The 14,736-nt window shown below is 49.7% G+C and carries 19 protein-coding genes; 3 read left to right on the top strand and 16 right to left on the bottom strand.

Annotated features, from left to right (window positions below; genetic code table 11):
• Positions 1-73 precede the first annotated feature (73 nt).
• Entirely contained in the window at positions 74-862 is a 789-nt protein-coding gene (locus A6R74_RS11240; RefSeq protein ID WP_064234577.1) for a helix-turn-helix transcriptional regulator, read from the top strand.
• A gap of 33 nt (positions 863-895) precedes the next feature.
• Here the strand turns inward: A6R74_RS11240 and A6R74_RS11235 are convergent, their stop codons facing one another.
• The gene (locus tag A6R74_RS11235) at positions 896-1,249 is read right to left on the bottom strand and encodes a MerR family transcriptional regulator (RefSeq protein WP_064234576.1); all 354 of its coding nucleotides are present in this window, start codon (positions 1,247-1,249) and stop codon (positions 896-898) included.
• Between the two features lie 79 nt (positions 1,250-1,328).
• Between A6R74_RS11235 and A6R74_RS11230 the strand changes: the two genes are divergently transcribed.
• Entirely contained in the window at positions 1,329-2,144 is an 816-nt protein-coding gene (locus A6R74_RS11230; RefSeq protein ID WP_064234575.1) for an aminotransferase class IV family protein, read from the top strand.
• Between the two features lie 77 nt (positions 2,145-2,221).
• On the opposite strand, the gene A6R74_RS11225 is transcribed toward A6R74_RS11230, so the two are convergent.
• The 3 genes from A6R74_RS11225 to A6R74_RS11215 are packed head-to-tail and all read right to left on the bottom strand — an operon-like array spanning position 2,222 to position 4,307.
• A complete protein-coding gene (locus tag A6R74_RS11225) occupies positions 2,222-2,785 on the bottom strand; it encodes a GNAT family N-acetyltransferase (protein ID WP_064234574.1) in 564 nt (187 codons plus the stop codon).
• 33 nt (positions 2,786-2,818) lie between these two features.
• On the bottom strand, positions 2,819-3,418 hold the full coding sequence (locus A6R74_RS11220) for an SIS domain-containing protein (RefSeq protein WP_064234573.1): 600 nt from the start codon (positions 3,416-3,418) through the stop codon (positions 2,819-2,821).
• 40 nt (positions 3,419-3,458) lie between these two features.
• The gene (locus tag A6R74_RS11215) at positions 3,459-4,307 is read right to left on the bottom strand and encodes a LysR family transcriptional regulator (RefSeq protein WP_064234662.1); all 849 of its coding nucleotides are present in this window, start codon (positions 4,305-4,307) and stop codon (positions 3,459-3,461) included.
• 142 nt (positions 4,308-4,449) lie between these two features.
• Here A6R74_RS11215 and A6R74_RS11210 point away from each other — a divergent pair, with 142 nt between their 5' ends.
• Positions 4,450-5,118 carry an FMN-dependent NADH-azoreductase gene (locus tag A6R74_RS11210; protein WP_064234572.1) on the top strand — a complete coding sequence of 223 codons (669 nt, stop codon included), beginning with the start codon at positions 4,450-4,452 and terminating at the stop codon, positions 5,116-5,118.
• Between the two features lie 248 nt (positions 5,119-5,366).
• Here A6R74_RS11210 and A6R74_RS11205 read toward each other — a convergent pair whose 3' ends face one another.
• From A6R74_RS11205 to A6R74_RS11150, 12 genes are all read right to left on the bottom strand, one after another.
• Positions 5,367-6,131: an SDR family oxidoreductase gene (locus A6R74_RS11205; protein ID WP_064234571.1), complete on the bottom strand. Its 765-nt coding sequence runs from the start codon at positions 6,129-6,131 to the stop codon at positions 5,367-5,369.
• A 294-nt stretch (positions 6,132-6,425) separates the two neighbouring features.
• Entirely contained in the window at positions 6,426-6,962 is a 537-nt protein-coding gene (locus A6R74_RS11200; protein WP_240488216.1) for a DUF899 family protein, read from the bottom strand.
• Positions 6,963-7,186: 224 nt separating this feature from the next.
• A complete protein-coding gene (locus tag A6R74_RS11195; RefSeq protein WP_064234570.1) occupies positions 7,187-7,588 on the bottom strand; it encodes a DUF6968 family protein in 402 nt (133 codons plus the stop codon).
• A gap of 332 nt (positions 7,589-7,920) precedes the next feature.
• The gene (locus A6R74_RS11190; protein ID WP_064234569.1) at positions 7,921-8,307 is read right to left on the bottom strand and encodes a DUF6559 family protein; all 387 of its coding nucleotides are present in this window, start codon (positions 8,305-8,307) and stop codon (positions 7,921-7,923) included.
• 275 nt (positions 8,308-8,582) lie between these two features.
• A complete protein-coding gene (locus tag A6R74_RS11185; protein WP_064234568.1) occupies positions 8,583-9,176 on the bottom strand; it encodes a hypothetical protein in 594 nt (197 codons plus the stop codon).
• A gap of 160 nt (positions 9,177-9,336) precedes the next feature.
• A complete protein-coding gene (locus tag A6R74_RS11180; RefSeq protein WP_064234567.1) occupies positions 9,337-9,675 on the bottom strand; it encodes a low molecular weight protein tyrosine phosphatase family protein in 339 nt (112 codons plus the stop codon).
• A gap of 87 nt (positions 9,676-9,762) precedes the next feature.
• Positions 9,763-10,263, bottom strand: a complete 501-nt coding sequence (locus tag A6R74_RS11175) for a hypothetical protein (protein WP_064234566.1) — start codon at positions 10,261-10,263, stop codon at positions 9,763-9,765.
• 10 nt (positions 10,264-10,273) lie between these two features.
• Entirely contained in the window at positions 10,274-10,657 is a 384-nt protein-coding gene (locus A6R74_RS11170) for a hypothetical protein (RefSeq protein WP_064234565.1), read from the bottom strand.
• Positions 10,658-10,724: 67 nt separating this feature from the next.
• A complete protein-coding gene (locus A6R74_RS11165; RefSeq protein WP_064234564.1) occupies positions 10,725-11,192 on the bottom strand; it encodes an RDD family protein in 468 nt (155 codons plus the stop codon).
• Positions 11,193-11,420: 228 nt separating this feature from the next.
• Positions 11,421-12,434 carry an aromatic ring-hydroxylating oxygenase subunit alpha gene (locus A6R74_RS11160; protein WP_064234563.1) on the bottom strand — a complete coding sequence of 338 codons (1,014 nt, stop codon included), beginning with the start codon at positions 12,432-12,434 and terminating at the stop codon, positions 11,421-11,423.
• A complete protein-coding gene (locus A6R74_RS11155; protein ID WP_064234562.1) occupies positions 12,434-13,594 on the bottom strand; it encodes an ATP-grasp domain-containing protein in 1,161 nt (386 codons plus the stop codon). The genes A6R74_RS11160 and A6R74_RS11155 overlap by 1 nt, the downstream gene beginning before the upstream one ends.
• Entirely contained in the window at positions 13,587-14,732 is a 1,146-nt protein-coding gene (locus A6R74_RS11150; RefSeq protein ID WP_125410297.1) for a cell division protein FtsA, read from the bottom strand. Before A6R74_RS11150 ends, A6R74_RS11155 begins: the two co-directional genes overlap by 8 nt.
• Between the last annotated feature and the right edge of the window lie 4 nt (positions 14,733-14,736).

The following is a 14,736-nucleotide window of genomic DNA, read 5'->3' as shown; positions in this document are numbered from 1 at the left end:
AGAAGTAGGCATTCTCAGACACTCTATATAGGGTTACAATATAGCTAATTATCCTATTACCAAAGGTAATAGTATGGCGAATCAAAGGCTTGAGCGAACACAGAGTGATCTTACCGAGTTCATGCTGCGGCATCGTCGCAAACTAACACCCGCTGACGTCGGGCTTCCCACCAGTGGGCGAAGGCGTACACCAGGGTTAAGACGAGAAGAGGTTGCGGCGCTTGCCGGGGTAGGACTGACTTGGTACACGTGGTTTGAGCAGGGCCGTGACATTAAGGTCTCCGAACGCTTTCTGCTCAATATCTCTCGTGCCCTAAAACTGGATGACGCCGAGTGCTGTCATCTTTTTCTGTTGGCACACCGCCGGGCTCCGCCGTCAGAAGCGTATCAAGAGCAAAGCACGTCTCCCCGCATTCAGTCGCTGATGAATGACCTCTCTCGCCCTAGCTACGTCATGAATCTGCGCTGGGATATTATTGGCTGGAATACGCAGGCTGATGAGCTACTCCAGTTCAGCAGCCGAGAAGCGCCTGAACGCAATCTATTAAGGATGGTGTTTACCGCTCCTGACCTGCGACAGCGACTCCCTGACTGGCAACAGGATGCCTCGCATATGTTGGCGCAGTTTCGTTGTGACTTAGCGGTCGCCCCTGAAGACCCGATCATGCAAACGCTGATCGACGAGCTTAGTCAATTATCACCTGATTTCCGTCGCTGGTGGGAAGCTTCAAATATGGAGGGATACAATAGAGGAATTAGCAACCTCTTTGATACAGATGGCGTGCATCATACCTACACCCATGAGACGCTAATCGTCGATGAGCACCGTCATCTAAAAATGATTGTCTACTTCGACAGCTAAAGCAATCCCATGCCCCCTTTCCAAAGCACTACTTCACTGCCGTTCTATATCGAACAGGAAACTTTCCAAAATGGCACGACTTTGAGCCAGTTTCGCTGCTTTCTGGTCGGCAAACTTAATTTGATCACACAACACATTGCGTAGTTCGTCACAGGGTTCGAAGACGGGGCCCTCCCCCCTCACACATGGTAGGAATTGCTTGATAGTTGCCAGAGTCATGCCTGCTGAACCGAGCAGCTTGATCCGTTCGACAGTTCGAACCTCGCTCTGCGCGTAATGACGATACCCATTGGTGGTGCGCTTTGGCTTAAGCAAACCTTCCGTTTCATAGTAGCGCAGCATGCGGATGCTCACTCCGGTGCGTTTCGCCAGTTCACCTATTTTCATTCGCTCTATTGACCCTTACAGTACTGTAAGGGTTTAGGGTAGTGACTCCTTACTGCAAGTTCAACCAGGAGTCACTGTTATGTCCAATAACGCCAGCAATTTTCAGGCCCATATTAATGGGCTGCCAGCCACTCTTTCAGAGCTGATCCCCCTGGCTTTTGCAGGGTTTGCCCATTTCACGGCCATGCAGGTACGAGATAGTAAGGTCAAAGGACTAGATCTTCATCTTGCCCGCCTGCAGAAAGCGTCAAAAGAGTTTTTTGGAAGGATGCTCCCTGAGGAACAACTCGTTTCCTACATCAAAACAGCCATAACTGAAGGTCCGAAAGACCATTCATTGATGGTCACCCTCTTCTCTCGCCATGGTGAATTCATTGCAGCCAGCATGGATGCAGAACCAGAAGTGCTCATTCGTAGCAGCGCACCGGTTAATGGCCCCAAAGGGCCGTTGAGGCTGAGTAGGGTAGACCACGAGCGGCCTCTGGCTTTTATCAAGCACGTTGGTGAGGCGGGTAAAACCTACTATCTTCATCAAGCTCTACGCCAGGGCTTCGATGACGCTGCGTTTGTCGATCGCCACGGGCGATTAAGCGAGGCAACCATCTGGAACCTTGCCTTCTGGGAAGGTGAGACGGTTATCTGGCCACAGGCATTGATGTTGCAGGGCACTATGATGGGTATCGTTCAACGCCAACTGAACCGCCTTGGTATTGCCCAGCGCCATGAGGAGATCACCATTGAGCGTCTTTCGGAACTGTCCGGCGCCGCGGTGATGAATTCATGGACACCCGGCATCGCAGTCACTGCCATTGCTACCACTGCTTTTGCAGAAGCAACACCATTGATCAGCTTGCTTCATAAAGCCTACCAGGCTGAACCCATCAGTGTATTGTAGGTGCCTACGCTGACTGTTTTTTAGATTATCTGAATGAAAGCTTGGAGCCGCTACAATGCCCTAAGAGAGGGCATTGATTATGCCGATTCCGGCGGCTCATCGCTTGCAAGTCTTCCATATAGTGCAGAATCTGAGACAACACCATCGATTTCCCAACGCTGCCTCAGCAAGCCCTCTTGTGAAAAGCCAAGCTTTTTCAGTGCTTTCGCAGAAGGGTGGTTATCTGGGTCAATCTCAGCCTCTATACGGCGAAGCCCTAACTTATTAAAGCCATATTGAATCAGTGCTTCTCCAGCCTCATTGATATAGCCCTTCCCCCAAAACGAGCGGCCTAAGCCAAAACCAATCTCAGCGCGCCTGGAGTTCTTGCTATAGCTGAACAGCATGCACTTCCCAGCCAACTCACCTGTCGATTTCAGGCATACCCCCAGCACCAATGATTCCTGACGTCGCATGGAGTCATTGTTGCTATTAACGAAATCCAGGGCATCTTGCATTCCCGTCCAAGGTGCGGTGTTCCAGTACTTCATCACCTCCGGATTGGAGAATATTTCTAACAGGCTTTCCGAATCACTACGCAGCAACGGACGTAATTTTAATCGTTCGGTTTCAATAATCGGATAAAACAACTGTTCAGACATTGGCAGGCACCTTTAAAACATCAACGCTAGATGTTAAGCACTCGGTTGATAGTTAGCCGGAAAAAAATGTCGTTCAACTAATTCAATGAGGATATGTAGCACTTTGATATGCAGCTCTTGAACACGATCAGCAAAGCTGCCCGCTGGCGTACAGATATAAACGTCACTCAAAGCTTCAAGCGCTGAACTTTGCCTACCCGACAAGATTATGACGCTTAAACCCTGTGACTTAGCTGCACGAGCGGCAGCTAGAATATTTTTACTTGTGCCACTGGTGCTAAGCGCCAATAAGCAGTCACCCGCACGACCATGCGCCTCAATGTATCGCGAAAATACATACTCATAGCCTAGGTCGTTACCAACGCAGCTTATATGCCCAGGATCACTAATTGCCGCAGCGGCTAGTGCGGCACGGCCGTGGCGATAACGTCCCGTAAGCTCTTCGGCGAAATGCATCGCATCGCACATCGAGCCTCCATTGCCGCATGAGTACACACGGCCTTTGCGTTCAAAGCATTCAATCAATAAGCCCGCGGCACGTTCAATGCGGGTAAGCGCCTGTTGATTGGCGAGAAGCTTCTCAAGTGCTGTATGTGCTTCACCAAGGCTAGCCTTTATATGCTGAATTAGCATCGTTTAATAACGCTCATAGTGATGAATTTAATAGTATAATTTAAATTATATTCGCATTAAGCCACTTGATAAAAATCTGCTTTTTTGCACTATATTGCCCGCTTTGTGTGGGGATGTAGTAGCACAGTTGCGATTCGATGTTCTGTTTCGAAACCGGCTGCAATGTGTTTGCTTTTACAAATTCAGAAACCAGGGTTTCCGAGCAAAACACTAACCCCTTCCCTGCCATAGCTTCATACACACCATACAGCTCTTGATCAAAATATCTTATCCCAACGTTTGGAATAGCCCCCTCATTTTCCGTTAACCAGTCAGTCCAAGGAGAATCTGGCAGCTTACTATTTTTCCATTTAGTCAAGTAAATAAACGATGTCTTATTTGCACTCATGGTACGAAGATAAGAGGGAGCACCATACACGTTAAACCGCTCTACTTTTAACACGCTCGACTTACCAACCATGTTTACATCGCCAAGACGAATGGGCAGGGCATTCATCTTGGCAGATACCGCTTCACCCGTTGACACCTCAACATCAATATTTTGATAGACCTGATTAAAATCGCGTAACAAGGGGATCAACACCAGTGCGGCAAAAGATGACGTTGCCTCAACATTAATGCGCGACGCATCTAGCTTTATATCATCTAACGCTCTTTGGATTCTCTGAAGTCCATCTGTCGTTGCCTCAGAAAGCTGCCGCCCCCCGACAGTTAAGGTCACTTTACGGTTTTTCCGAGTAAATAGCGGCACCCCTAGCCTCTGCTCAAGATTGCTGATGTGGTGGGATACTCCCGCTGGCGTCATCGACAACTCCTCAGCGGCCTCTTTAAAACTCTCCAGACGAGCAGCTACTTCAAACACTCTAATCGCCTGTAATGAAGCTTTCACCACCAGTAACCCCCAATATAGGTTTCAGCTAGAAATCTTGATAGATAAGTTTTACTCACCTATTTATCCAGTTTATTCATTTGTCGCAGCATTGGCAAAAAGGCAGCATAGCCACTCCACATAGCTACCCGCTGAGAATATTATGCGCACATTACTTCATATAGACGCTAGCGTACGTATGGCGACAAACCCAAACCCTGACCACAACTCAATATCAAAGCGCATTGCTATGCAGTTTGTCAGCACATGGCAGTCACTTCGAAATATAGATAAGTATATCTATCGTGATATTGGATTAACCCCACCCGCTTTTATTGACCAAGAGTGGATCGGCGCTGTTTTCACCCCTGATGAGCGTAAAAGCCCTGAGCAATGTGAAAAACTGGCCTTATCCGATCAGCTATTTAGCGAGCTGGCTCAAGCGGATGTTATTTTGATCTCTTCACCGATGTACAACTACGGTATGCCAGCCCCTCTTAAAGCGTGGTTCGATCAGGTCATGCGTATCAACAAAACATTTAGTTTTGACTTGGCGCGCGGAGACCATCCTATAGAGCCGCTTTTATCAGGAAAAACGCTGGTCTTAGTAACCTCATGCGGCGAATTTGGGTTTGGGCCAGGAGAGGAACGAGAGCATATGAATCATCTCGGGCCGCACATTAAGACACTGGGCAGATACTTGGGTGTCGAGTCATTTCACGAAATTTCTGCAGAATATCAAGAATTTGGAGATGAAAGACATCAGCAATCAGTTGCAAGTGCGCTTAAAAATGCCGGATTGCTAGCAGCTGATTTAGCTATCAAAGAATAAATATTTGTGCAGTAGCTGGGCAGCACGACTAAAGCCAGCGTATCATCGCTCTCCTGCTTGGCCGGGCGAAGAAGCGTTGCTTTAAGCTGAAATGTCGTAGCCCGTTGTGTCATAATTTTTAACCTGACAATTAACAGCCCTCCTATTAAAAGGGGCAGCCCACTCCTCCCTAGCGGGCTGCCTGTCGTCATGATGGATGATAGTTTATGGCCTCTAAATCTGATGATAGCCAGATTGAGGCACTATCTTCAGGTACGATTTATTGACACCCCACCATCTACCAACAGCGCAGACCCGGTTGTAAAGCTGGAGGCATCAGAAGCCAGGTAGAGAGCAGATTGAGCAATTTCTTCAGGTTTTGCCGTTCGTTTCATTGCATGCAGGTTGGCTACGAATGCTAATGCTTCGGGAGTGTTGGCAAACTCCCTGGCTGCAGCGGTATCCGTTCCCCCCGGCAATAATGCATTTACCCGAATGTTATGAGGGCCATATTCACAGGCGAGCACTTGCGTCAGCCCGATTAACCCTGCTTTGCTGGCCGCATAAGCCGCCATACCTGGCATTCCTGCACTATAGCCGACAAATGTCGAAGTAAAAATTAATGAGCCACCGCCAGCCGACTGCATGGCAGGCAACTGATACTTAGCTGCCAGAAAAGCGCTCGTTAAATTGGTTGTGATTACCTGATCCCAATCGGCCAATGACATTTCGGGCACTGGCCCCATCGCGCCTAAAATGCCTGCGTTGTTAAACGCCACGTCCAACTGACCAAACCGCGCTAGTGTCTCGCCAACGAGCTTCTTGGCGAAATGCTCATCACCTACATCGCCTGCAACCGCTAACGCTTGGCCACCCTCTTCTTGTATAGCGTCGACCAATGCTCCCAGCTCTGACTCTCTTCTGGCCGCTACCACTACAGTAGCCCCTTCCTTAGCGAAAAGCCGGGCGGTCGCTCTGCCAATACCTGCGCTGGCTCCAGTAACAATGGCGACCTTATTTTCGAGTGCACCCATCTTTGTGACCTCCATCACTGTTAGAGATAGGGAGAACTCCCCATCAACAGCGAAGATCATAAGAAGTCATTTACCCAACGCCGACCCGAAACTTGCTAGATTTCGTTGAGACGCTAGTGCTCAGCACATTGGTCGTTGTTGGTGAGCTCTGGGCCATTGAGTTTGTGGTCATCGGCAATAGCCACCGTAAAAGCTATTCATGTTGCTAAGCACGAGAAGCGGGAGTTTGTTTGAAGTAGCGGTTAAGGCGAGTCGTAACAGTGCAAACTGGAAGAAATCCGAGCGCGGAAAAGATTACTGCAGCTGTAGCCATCCCGGCGAGCTTCTGGATGCTGAAATGTCATACTCGTCATGGCGTCGGTTCCATACATAAGGCTTCGTCTGAGGCCAGCCTTCTGGAGAGTCTTCCCACGTTTCCAGGCGACCATAAGGTGTTAAATCCAAGTACGTCCAGAAGCTACCTAAATATTCGACTCCACGCGCCCCGGTAAAATAAGTGCGATATATATCGTACCCATCGCGGAGAAACACGGAGGCACCATGCCTTTCCCCCTCCGCTGTCGTCACCCCAAAATCATAGTTAAAGTCGCTCTCAAAAGAGGAGTACCAGTGAATCGCCCAACCCATACGCGTTTTGTACTGATTGATTTTCTCAAGAGGAGCGCGTGACACCATTACCCGTGAGGTATCGCGAGCCTGTAGATGGGCTGAGTGAGTCATTGCATCGGCCACCCACGAACACCCGTCACAACCCGCTTTCCAATCAAACGCATACATAAGGTGATAAACAATAAGTTGACGACGCCCAGCGAATAATTCAAGGAAGGATATGGGGCCTTCGTCGCTATTGATTCGTAGTTTTTATCTACTGTCACCATGGGTAGCTTTCTACGCTCAGCGCTTTCTCTTTTATAAGAAGCTGCTCCAGCGCTAATATACACTCTTCTGAAGATACGATACTTGGTAGCGGCTGTCTCCGCCAGCAGCGTAGGCAAAAGGAAATTGCTTACCCAATTTCCTCTCATCTATGTTTTACGATGAATTGCATACTCACCTCAACTATTTTTATAGTCATTGAGTACACCAACGCCCGTCAGGACGTCCGGTGCAGTACCTTGGTGGGTAATTTGTAGCAATGATTCAATCTTTATGGACTGCCCAAGAAACTCCAATATTTGACACCCAGATGCTGCCCGGTGAAGAGCAAAACCAGACAGCTGGTTGATTGCCAAAGCCAGCGCCTGGTAAGAATCTACTCCACATGCATTTTGAATATACACTTGGCTCTCGTTAATTAGTAAGCGAACAGGGCATCGCCAGTCTGTACCGCCGACTGTCTCAACATCCTGAATAGGCTGGCCAATTTCGAGGCGTATTTGTTGCCGTGAGCCATCAAAGACGGCATCAAATACACGCGAAGCAATTGTTTCGGTGTATGACGTTGAAATAGGATCCATACGCTTCCTTTACTCAGTACTGAAACCATGCGCTTAGTTAGACTATAATGTTAAGTACCCACTTTGATAACCAAGCATAAATCAATTCAGCTTGAAAAAAACACACTGTAAAAACTGCCTAAGTCCAAAAACGGCCAACCTTCTACCTAGAATCGAACAAAAAGGCCAAGCTCATCGAGAAAATAGCGCTCGGTGCTGGCGGTGACGTCGAGTACACACGTTTTTTCATTCGATTTTAGCTAGTTAAATGGTTATCGACTTGCTGGCGCAATCCATTGGCCGTCTTTATATATTGAGGGAATTCCATGGTCTTGCCATGGGCTGTTGCTGACTCAATTACTGCCACCATCTCCTCCGCCTCCCGAGCAATCGATGCTAGACGAGTCACCTCCAAAACTCGCTGACGCCGCGATTACGCTTGAACAGTTGAAATCTGTGCTACCAGAAAAGTAGGCACCGCCGACCTCTTCACGCAGCTCTTCATAGCTGAAATTTTCATGTATTTCGCTCTGATAAGCGATAAACTCTGGATGATTGGTATACATCGCCAGCGCGTAATGTTGATGCTGGCTATTTAGCCCCGCGCGCTCAATACTCCGCCTTACCTGCAGCTGCGTGTAATATTCCTGGCGGCCATAATCGTTTACCAAAACGTTAGGTAGTTTTTCTATGTAGCCTTTAATGGCACGCTTCTTCTTGAAGTTATCGAATAGTCCCACCCTTAACCTCCGTTCTTTAATAAATACCAGGGAACCTCTGGTTAATTATTACGCTTGGCCATACAGCGATAAGAATCGGTTCGTGCACGAGTCCAATCAAAGAACTCATTGACAATCCATAAACTCGCACGCGAATCCGATTCTTTTTAATAGATTGTGGCCTTGCCTGGCCTGCGCACACCGACTTTTCAGAAAAAGCCTAGGCATATTAGTCTGTCTCTACAGACAACTGTTTTTAAACTTTCCCTGTGCGCTCGTTAAGATCCTCTGCTTGCTCATGGTCCGGTCAAACCATAAGAGACTATAAAGAGTGCGAAGAGAGGAATCGCCACGACCGTCGCGGCTGCATCAAACGTAATGGCAACAGGCGTTGCGATAACACGCCCGGCTGTATCGATGGGGCCCCTGGGCATGCTCATACTGACTTGGTACTCGTTTTCTAGCTTTTCAAGCGGCAAACTTCCTTCAATGGTATATCGCTCACCCCTAATCTCGCGTATCAACAGGAAGTTATTCGTGACAGGATTTTTCGTAAAGCCCAATGCGGTTAATTGACTGACAAGCTCGGCTGAAGGGTTCTGTTCATGCAATGTGAGCTTAATGCTGCCGGTCACCACATTGGAGCTAGATAGCGAGAAGCCGCTAAATTCGGGAAGAAACTCAACTTCTCGGCTAAGCATCAGCGCCTGACCAAGTTGCTGCTGAGAGGGAAATAAAAAAGCTTCACGCCGCGTGGTGACCACTAAATCGTTCGTTTCTTTATTAACGTAGAAACCATTAACGGCCATCACTCTCTCAGGCTTGGGCTCCCACAGCTTTGTGGTGCAGCCTGCTAAAAAAATACATAGAACAATCAATATTCGATACATGCTTCTCTCCCGGTTATGGCTCTGGTTAATCAAGTAAACTTTACCTTACCATAGCTTTAAAAAACCAGGATTTTTATAAGTATAATTTCATATAAACCTGAAGTGAACGGTGTGCGACTCGTCGGCGCTACTATCAATCCTAAGGCGCACCGGCTCCTGGCTATGTCTCGACAGACGACAACCCCACATACTCCGGAACCCTTTCTTTGAGCAAGGTGATCAGTTCAGGCTGCATCAACTCGTAGTGGTCGGGAATATCCAGGCAGACTAGTCTCTTCCCCTTGAGTAACTCCCCGTACGTCTTGGCGACTTCATCCCGGTGGCTCTTTTCCATCACCAGGACGATATCAGCCCACTCAATTAAGCGCCAAGAAACGGGCGTTTTAGCACTCGAACTTGTTCCAGCTCCGATTGCTTGAATACCAGGATAAGCTGAAAAGACACGTTCAGCCGTCGGGCTCCGTAGCCTATTTTCGCTGCAAATAAACAGAAGATTCATAGATTTTCCTTGGTTTTCAGTGCCTCAGCTTTTAAGCCAACTAAACCATATCCATTTATTTTTTATCAACCACTTCTGCTCGCCGCTTTATTTTAACTTAGGCATAAAGTTCGCAACAGGAGATAGCAACCTCTTTTGATAATCAATATCATGTATAGCCATATACCTCCCCCCCTGACGATAGGAATTTAAAAACACTCCATATTGATCAGGATAAAAAACGATCCCTACAAACATCGCAAGAGCCGAATAAATGCTGCGCTTACCGTTACCCCAGAGCCAATATTGCATCGCAATTTCTTGAGCCACATCTGTAGAAAAACCAGTCAAAACATGAAAAACGTCATGATCCTCACAACGTGGCTGTGGCTCAAATTTGTTTTTCAATAAAAAACTCCCCAAATGAAAACCTAAACTATTTTTGGGATATAAGATCAATTGCCTTGCATGAACATTCCACACTGGCTCACTCTTAAAAAAGATATAAAATTGACTAGATAACTTAAACCCTACTCCTACAAATTGCTCCCTGGCCTTATAAAGAACCCCTTGCAACTCAAAGAAAAAAGATAAAAAAACACTTCTCATAGATACGACCTTAATTTTTCATTTTGACCAATAATTTAATAATAACAAGCAGCAACCACACTCCTAAAAAATAAAATATAGAAAATACTGCGCCGGTTATTGGTGCAAATGTTCTGCCTGTATCCGCTATCACCCGATGCATTGCTTTTTCTTGCTCTGGTGTTATCTCACTACCAGAGAAAACTCCATCCCCATTGATATCGAAAGCTGTCAGTTCGGCATCAAGCTTTAATTCAATGAATGTAACGCTACCGAGAATAAACAGATAAACAAATACTGCCGATATGGCAGATACTGACACACTTCTTAGCCTTCCAGAATAGAGATTATTACTCATTACGCAAATAATCACTGGAACCAAGAACAAGACAATCACAAAAACAACGATACTCATAGGCATAAAACTCAGCTACTTGTTTATAAATCCTCACATGTTACAACCATTATTAAATCATACTCGCTTAACGATCCACTTCATCACAGGCCATATCCTTAGATGCCGCTTGGCGTATAACCATCGTACCAGACAATTTGTCATGCCAGCCTTGTTTTCGCTCGTCACAAGCTACCCACAAAAATCCAAGGCCAAATGGAATACCTGAAATGGTGTAGGCAAAATACCTACCGAACAATTGTCCGCGACCTGCTGGTTCCCCTGAAGAAGCGTCAACTATTTTACAAGATACAGCCATTTTCCCTGGCGTCGCTTGCTTAGCACACCAGAAAACGATTACACCAACTGCAGGTAAAATCCACGATATAAAAATATCGGCTGTTATCAGATACAGGCTGTTCTGACTAACATTAGCAGTACCACTATAAAGAAAAGCTAACAGAGGATAAGTTATTAGCATTAATAAAATAGCATCAATGATGGATGCACCGACACGAGCCCAAAACCCTACATACTCAAAACTCTCTTTTTTCACTCTTTACTCCTCCCTTAAAAATCGACAGCTCATCTTCTTGACGAAGCATCTCTAATAAATTTGCTATATTTTATACAAAACAAACATTAAATCAAAGAAAAATTAGCACCATTATTCCCTTCTTAACTTCTTATATCGAGAACATTGAGTCTGAAGCACCGTTACATGCGAACTTGCAGACAAAAGCTTATGATAAAAATCCAACAACGGACTTCCATTGCGATCAAGCTAAAGCCTTACTTCAACGATTGGATCGATGCCAGGCTCTAACTGCTCGCCCACCCAAAGGCGATGTAATCGGGTTTTGAGAATGTCGCCAGGCCCAGAGATGAATTTAGGCTGGCCGAAGTGAGTCATCACTTCGTGCTGGCGCTCTAGTGCGCGACGATCTTGCGAGACCACTGGGGCCAGGAACAACCGAATGGCCGCCTGTTTAAGCCAGCTTGGCGCCATGCCTTTGGGTGTCGAAAAGCGCGCGAAAGGCGTGAAGCTGCTTCCCGTCGCTGGCGTAAAAATGGCGGTGACACACAGGGTCAGCTTGGTCTCACCTTCCCACCGCGCTTGAACCATAGTGGGCGGATAATAGCGCGAGACACTGCGCGAGCGATCACGCTCCAAAAAGCGCGACATCAGGCCATAATCGGGCTGGGTTTGCTCAATTGCCATATCGATTCCGTCACCGTAGCTGGTAACAATCAGCTCCACTGGCAAGCGTCGATCCCGGCGACGAATAAAACCATGATGCAGATGATTAGTGTGGAACGGATCCATCACGTTTTCGACCGCATCGTAGGCGCGTCCCACCCAGGTGCCTTGTTGCCACCAGAAATGATCGAGTTCAGGGTTACCGAAGTCAGGAGGTAACGCTGGCTCGGCGGGTGCCGCGTCAGAAAGCGCCACAAAGATTCCCCCGTGCCGCTCGACCACGCGCATTGCATCGGCCTTGAGCCGTTGATCATGGGTCGTATCGACCAGACAGCCGGGCACCTCGGTGCAGGTTCCATCGCTTGCGAAACGCCAGCCGTGGTATGGGCACTCGAGAGCCCCTTTGTGCACACGCCCTTCGGAAAGCGGGTAATTGCGGTGCGGGCAGCGATCGACCAAGGCACCAATCCCCTCTTCACTGCGAAAGAGCGCAATCGGTGTGCCGCAACACATGACTTTTTGCGCTTTGCCGCGTTTCAGATTTTTCGATAAGGCAACCAAGTGCCAGGCATCGCGGACTGACTGGGGAAATGTCATCAAGGCAGCTCCTCACCATTCCACTCAAGATCGTAAGTGGTAGCGGCGTTTGTCGAAATATTGTGTGTAAGGCCCGTCAGGGCAAAGGAGGCGGCATCGCAAAGCGCACCGACCAGCGGCCAACGATCGCCGGGGCGAGACACCACATCACGACCAGTAGCAACGCAGCGCCACCAATCACGCACTCGCGCCCCGCACAACGCCTGCGGCAGGCCAAATACGACCATCGCTGGGCCAAGATAAAGAGTGCCTGGCGTAGCCTCAGGTGCGGCTACACCGTCCCCTATGGCATGAGCAAGATGACCTGCGCCCGTAAGCAGATGCACACCGCTGGTCGCGCGTGGATTGCATTCGAGCAAGTAGGCAGCACCCGCTTCATCGAACATTGCATCGCAGGCAAACTGCCCGTGAATATTGGCACACTGCGCCAAGCGGGCGGCCATTTTGCGCAGCGTTTCGCGACGGTGGTCAGCGACAGGGTCGAAAGCATAGCCAGCTCCCCCGCTCAAGCGCCAGCTGGAGCGGTAGGCAGCAAAGGCGACCAACGCTCCCCGATGCGCCACGCCATGAAAGCAGACTTCTTCACCATGGATACGCGCTTGTGCCATCCAGGGTGCGTCGGGGCTGGGTGTAATAGCGGCTAACGCACACCGGTCAGGGGCGACCAGTGCGCTATCACCAAATCGGCTGAAGCGCGGTTTGAATACCCACTCGCGACTTCTGCTAGCGAAGCGTTCCAGCTCTTCTATGCAATCTATCGGATGGCTTTCCGGCACAGGTAGGCCCCATTCGCCGCAGTGGCGTGCAAAGGCGAACTTGTCGTGCAGTTGGCGCAGCGTGACAAGGTTAGGCACAAACAGGCGCTCACCCAATCGGCGCTGAAGGGCGGGCGCCGCAAGATGGAAAACCTCCTCACAGGTCGGCACTACCCGCTCGAAACCGAAGGTATCGACTAGCTCGACAATACGCGCGCGAAAGGCGGTACCCTGCTGTCGGGGCGCAGGATAGCGATGCACCTGGGCAGGGGTTTTCGACCAGCGCGCCATGCGCACCGGTACGCTGTCCGCCAGATGAGGCTCCCATCCCGCAGCGGCGAAATCACGGGCAAGATCCAACGCGGCAACCGCCCGAGCACCGGTAATAAGCACGCGTCTAGCCATCGCGCCACACCACTTTACGGCGTTTGGGGCCACTCCACGCGCTTAGATCATGGGCGACTTCAACCGGCACCGGCAAATCGCATGCCTGGCTCAGTGCCCGTGCAGCCATCGTCGAAGTGGTTGTTGAACAAAGCGGCGACAAATGCAGCACGACCCGCTCTGGCCCTGCTTCGGCCTGCCATATTTTGTCGCCCCCCAGCACCGCCTCAAGCGATGCAACTACCTCGGGCGGGGTGACGGTGCCATCGGCAAAGCGCCAGATATCGTTCACCCGGCCTTGTGGCGCATGGATAACCCGGCCCGCGAAACCGCACGGGCAGGGACAAGAGTCGAGCTCAAGATAATCGTCGCCGCGAATGCGAACAATCGGTTGGCTAGTGCGGCGAAGATCGGTAATGATCGGTCGATAGCCGGGCGTGCCGGGAACCGGCTCAAGCTCGATAGCCATCGCATGATCATTAAGATGCAGCCGGCCGTTCGCACACTCAGCGGCCAGAAACCCTTCAGTCGCTTGATATATTTGGCGTGGCCTTACCCCCAACCGCTCAGTAAAGAAGTGACGCTCAGCTTCACCGGCGGGTTCGCTGCCGCAAAACAGATGCTGAAGCGAGGGGAAATGCGCCCCTGCTGCTGCGAAAGCGGCCAGCCGATGCGGCGGTGCGATCAGGATCGTCGGCTCGAATTGCGCCAATTCTGCAACGCTCTGTTCAATCGACGCTTCGAGGGGGAAATGGGCAAACGTAAACCGCCCTCGCCCAACATCGCTGTAGAGCGCATTACTGGCGCGCAAATGCAGGGCGAGCCGTTGGCGCTTGAGCAAGGCACGCGCCGGTAGCAGTTGGGCCAGGCTCTGGCCGATGTAGTCGGCACGCTCTGCGGGGCTGGCGAGAAAGAGCCCTCGCGCACCGCCTCCCGTTCCGGTCGACCAGCCTGCCGACAATTCGCTAACGACTGTGCCTTGCTCCGCGGCAGCGGCCAACCCGCGCAGTTCCTCATCGCGCATGCCTAGGCTGTTCCAGGCGCCGTAATCAGCACGAAGATCCGCGATGTCAGTGACCGGAAACTCCGCCAGATCACGACCGTCATAGCGTGCTAGTGCGGGCGTACGGGCGATGACAGGCTGCAGCTTGCGCCACATGTTG

This window comes from Halomonas sp. ALS9, assembly GCF_001651035.1.
GTDB lineage: Bacteria > Pseudomonadota > Gammaproteobacteria > Pseudomonadales > Halomonadaceae > Vreelandella.
The sequence above is the reverse complement of the archived record's forward strand: the minus strand, read 5'-3'. Positions and strand labels throughout refer to the sequence as shown.

Excerpts from the sequence above, each read along its gene's own strand:
- A6R74_RS11205 (WP_064234571.1), bottom strand. The coding sequence starts at position 6,131 with ATGGGTGCACTCGAAAATAAGGTCGCCATTGTTACTGGAGCCAGCGCA.
- A6R74_RS11195 (WP_064234570.1), bottom strand. The coding sequence starts at position 7,588 with ATGGATCCTATTTCAACGTCATACACCGAAACAATTGCTTCGCGTGTA.
- A6R74_RS11230 (WP_064234575.1), top strand. The coding sequence starts at position 1,329 with ATGTCCAATAACGCCAGCAATTTTCAGGCCCATATTAATGGGCTGCCA.
- A6R74_RS11170 (WP_064234565.1), bottom strand. The coding sequence starts at position 10,657 with ATGAGTATCGTTGTTTTTGTGATTGTCTTGTTCTTGGTTCCAGTGATT.
- A6R74_RS11235 (WP_064234576.1), bottom strand. The coding sequence starts at position 1,249 with ATGAAAATAGGTGAACTGGCGAAACGCACCGGAGTGAGCATCCGCATG.
- A6R74_RS11225 (WP_064234574.1), bottom strand. The coding sequence starts at position 2,785 with ATGTCTGAACAGTTGTTTTATCCGATTATTGAAACCGAACGATTAAAA.
- A6R74_RS11175 (WP_064234566.1), bottom strand. The coding sequence starts at position 10,263 with ATGAGAAGTGTTTTTTTATCTTTTTTCTTTGAGTTGCAAGGGGTTCTT.
- A6R74_RS11150 (WP_125410297.1), bottom strand. The coding sequence starts at position 14,732 with ATGTGGCGCAAGCTGCAGCCTGTCATCGCCCGTACGCCCGCACTAGCA.
- A6R74_RS11240 (WP_064234577.1), top strand. The coding sequence starts at position 74 with ATGGCGAATCAAAGGCTTGAGCGAACACAGAGTGATCTTACCGAGTTC.
- A6R74_RS11180 (WP_064234567.1), bottom strand. The coding sequence starts at position 9,675 with ATGAATCTTCTGTTTATTTGCAGCGAAAATAGGCTACGGAGCCCGACG.
- A6R74_RS11220 (WP_064234573.1), bottom strand. The coding sequence starts at position 3,418 with ATGCTAATTCAGCATATAAAGGCTAGCCTTGGTGAAGCACATACAGCA.
- A6R74_RS11185 (WP_064234568.1), bottom strand. The coding sequence starts at position 9,176 with ATGTATCGAATATTGATTGTTCTATGTATTTTTTTAGCAGGCTGCACC.
- A6R74_RS11210 (WP_064234572.1), top strand. The coding sequence starts at position 4,450 with ATGCGCACATTACTTCATATAGACGCTAGCGTACGTATGGCGACAAAC.
- A6R74_RS11155 (WP_064234562.1), bottom strand. The coding sequence starts at position 13,594 with ATGGCTAGACGCGTGCTTATTACCGGTGCTCGGGCGGTTGCCGCGTTG.
- A6R74_RS11160 (WP_064234563.1), bottom strand. The coding sequence starts at position 12,434 with ATGACATTTCCCCAGTCAGTCCGCGATGCCTGGCACTTGGTTGCCTTA.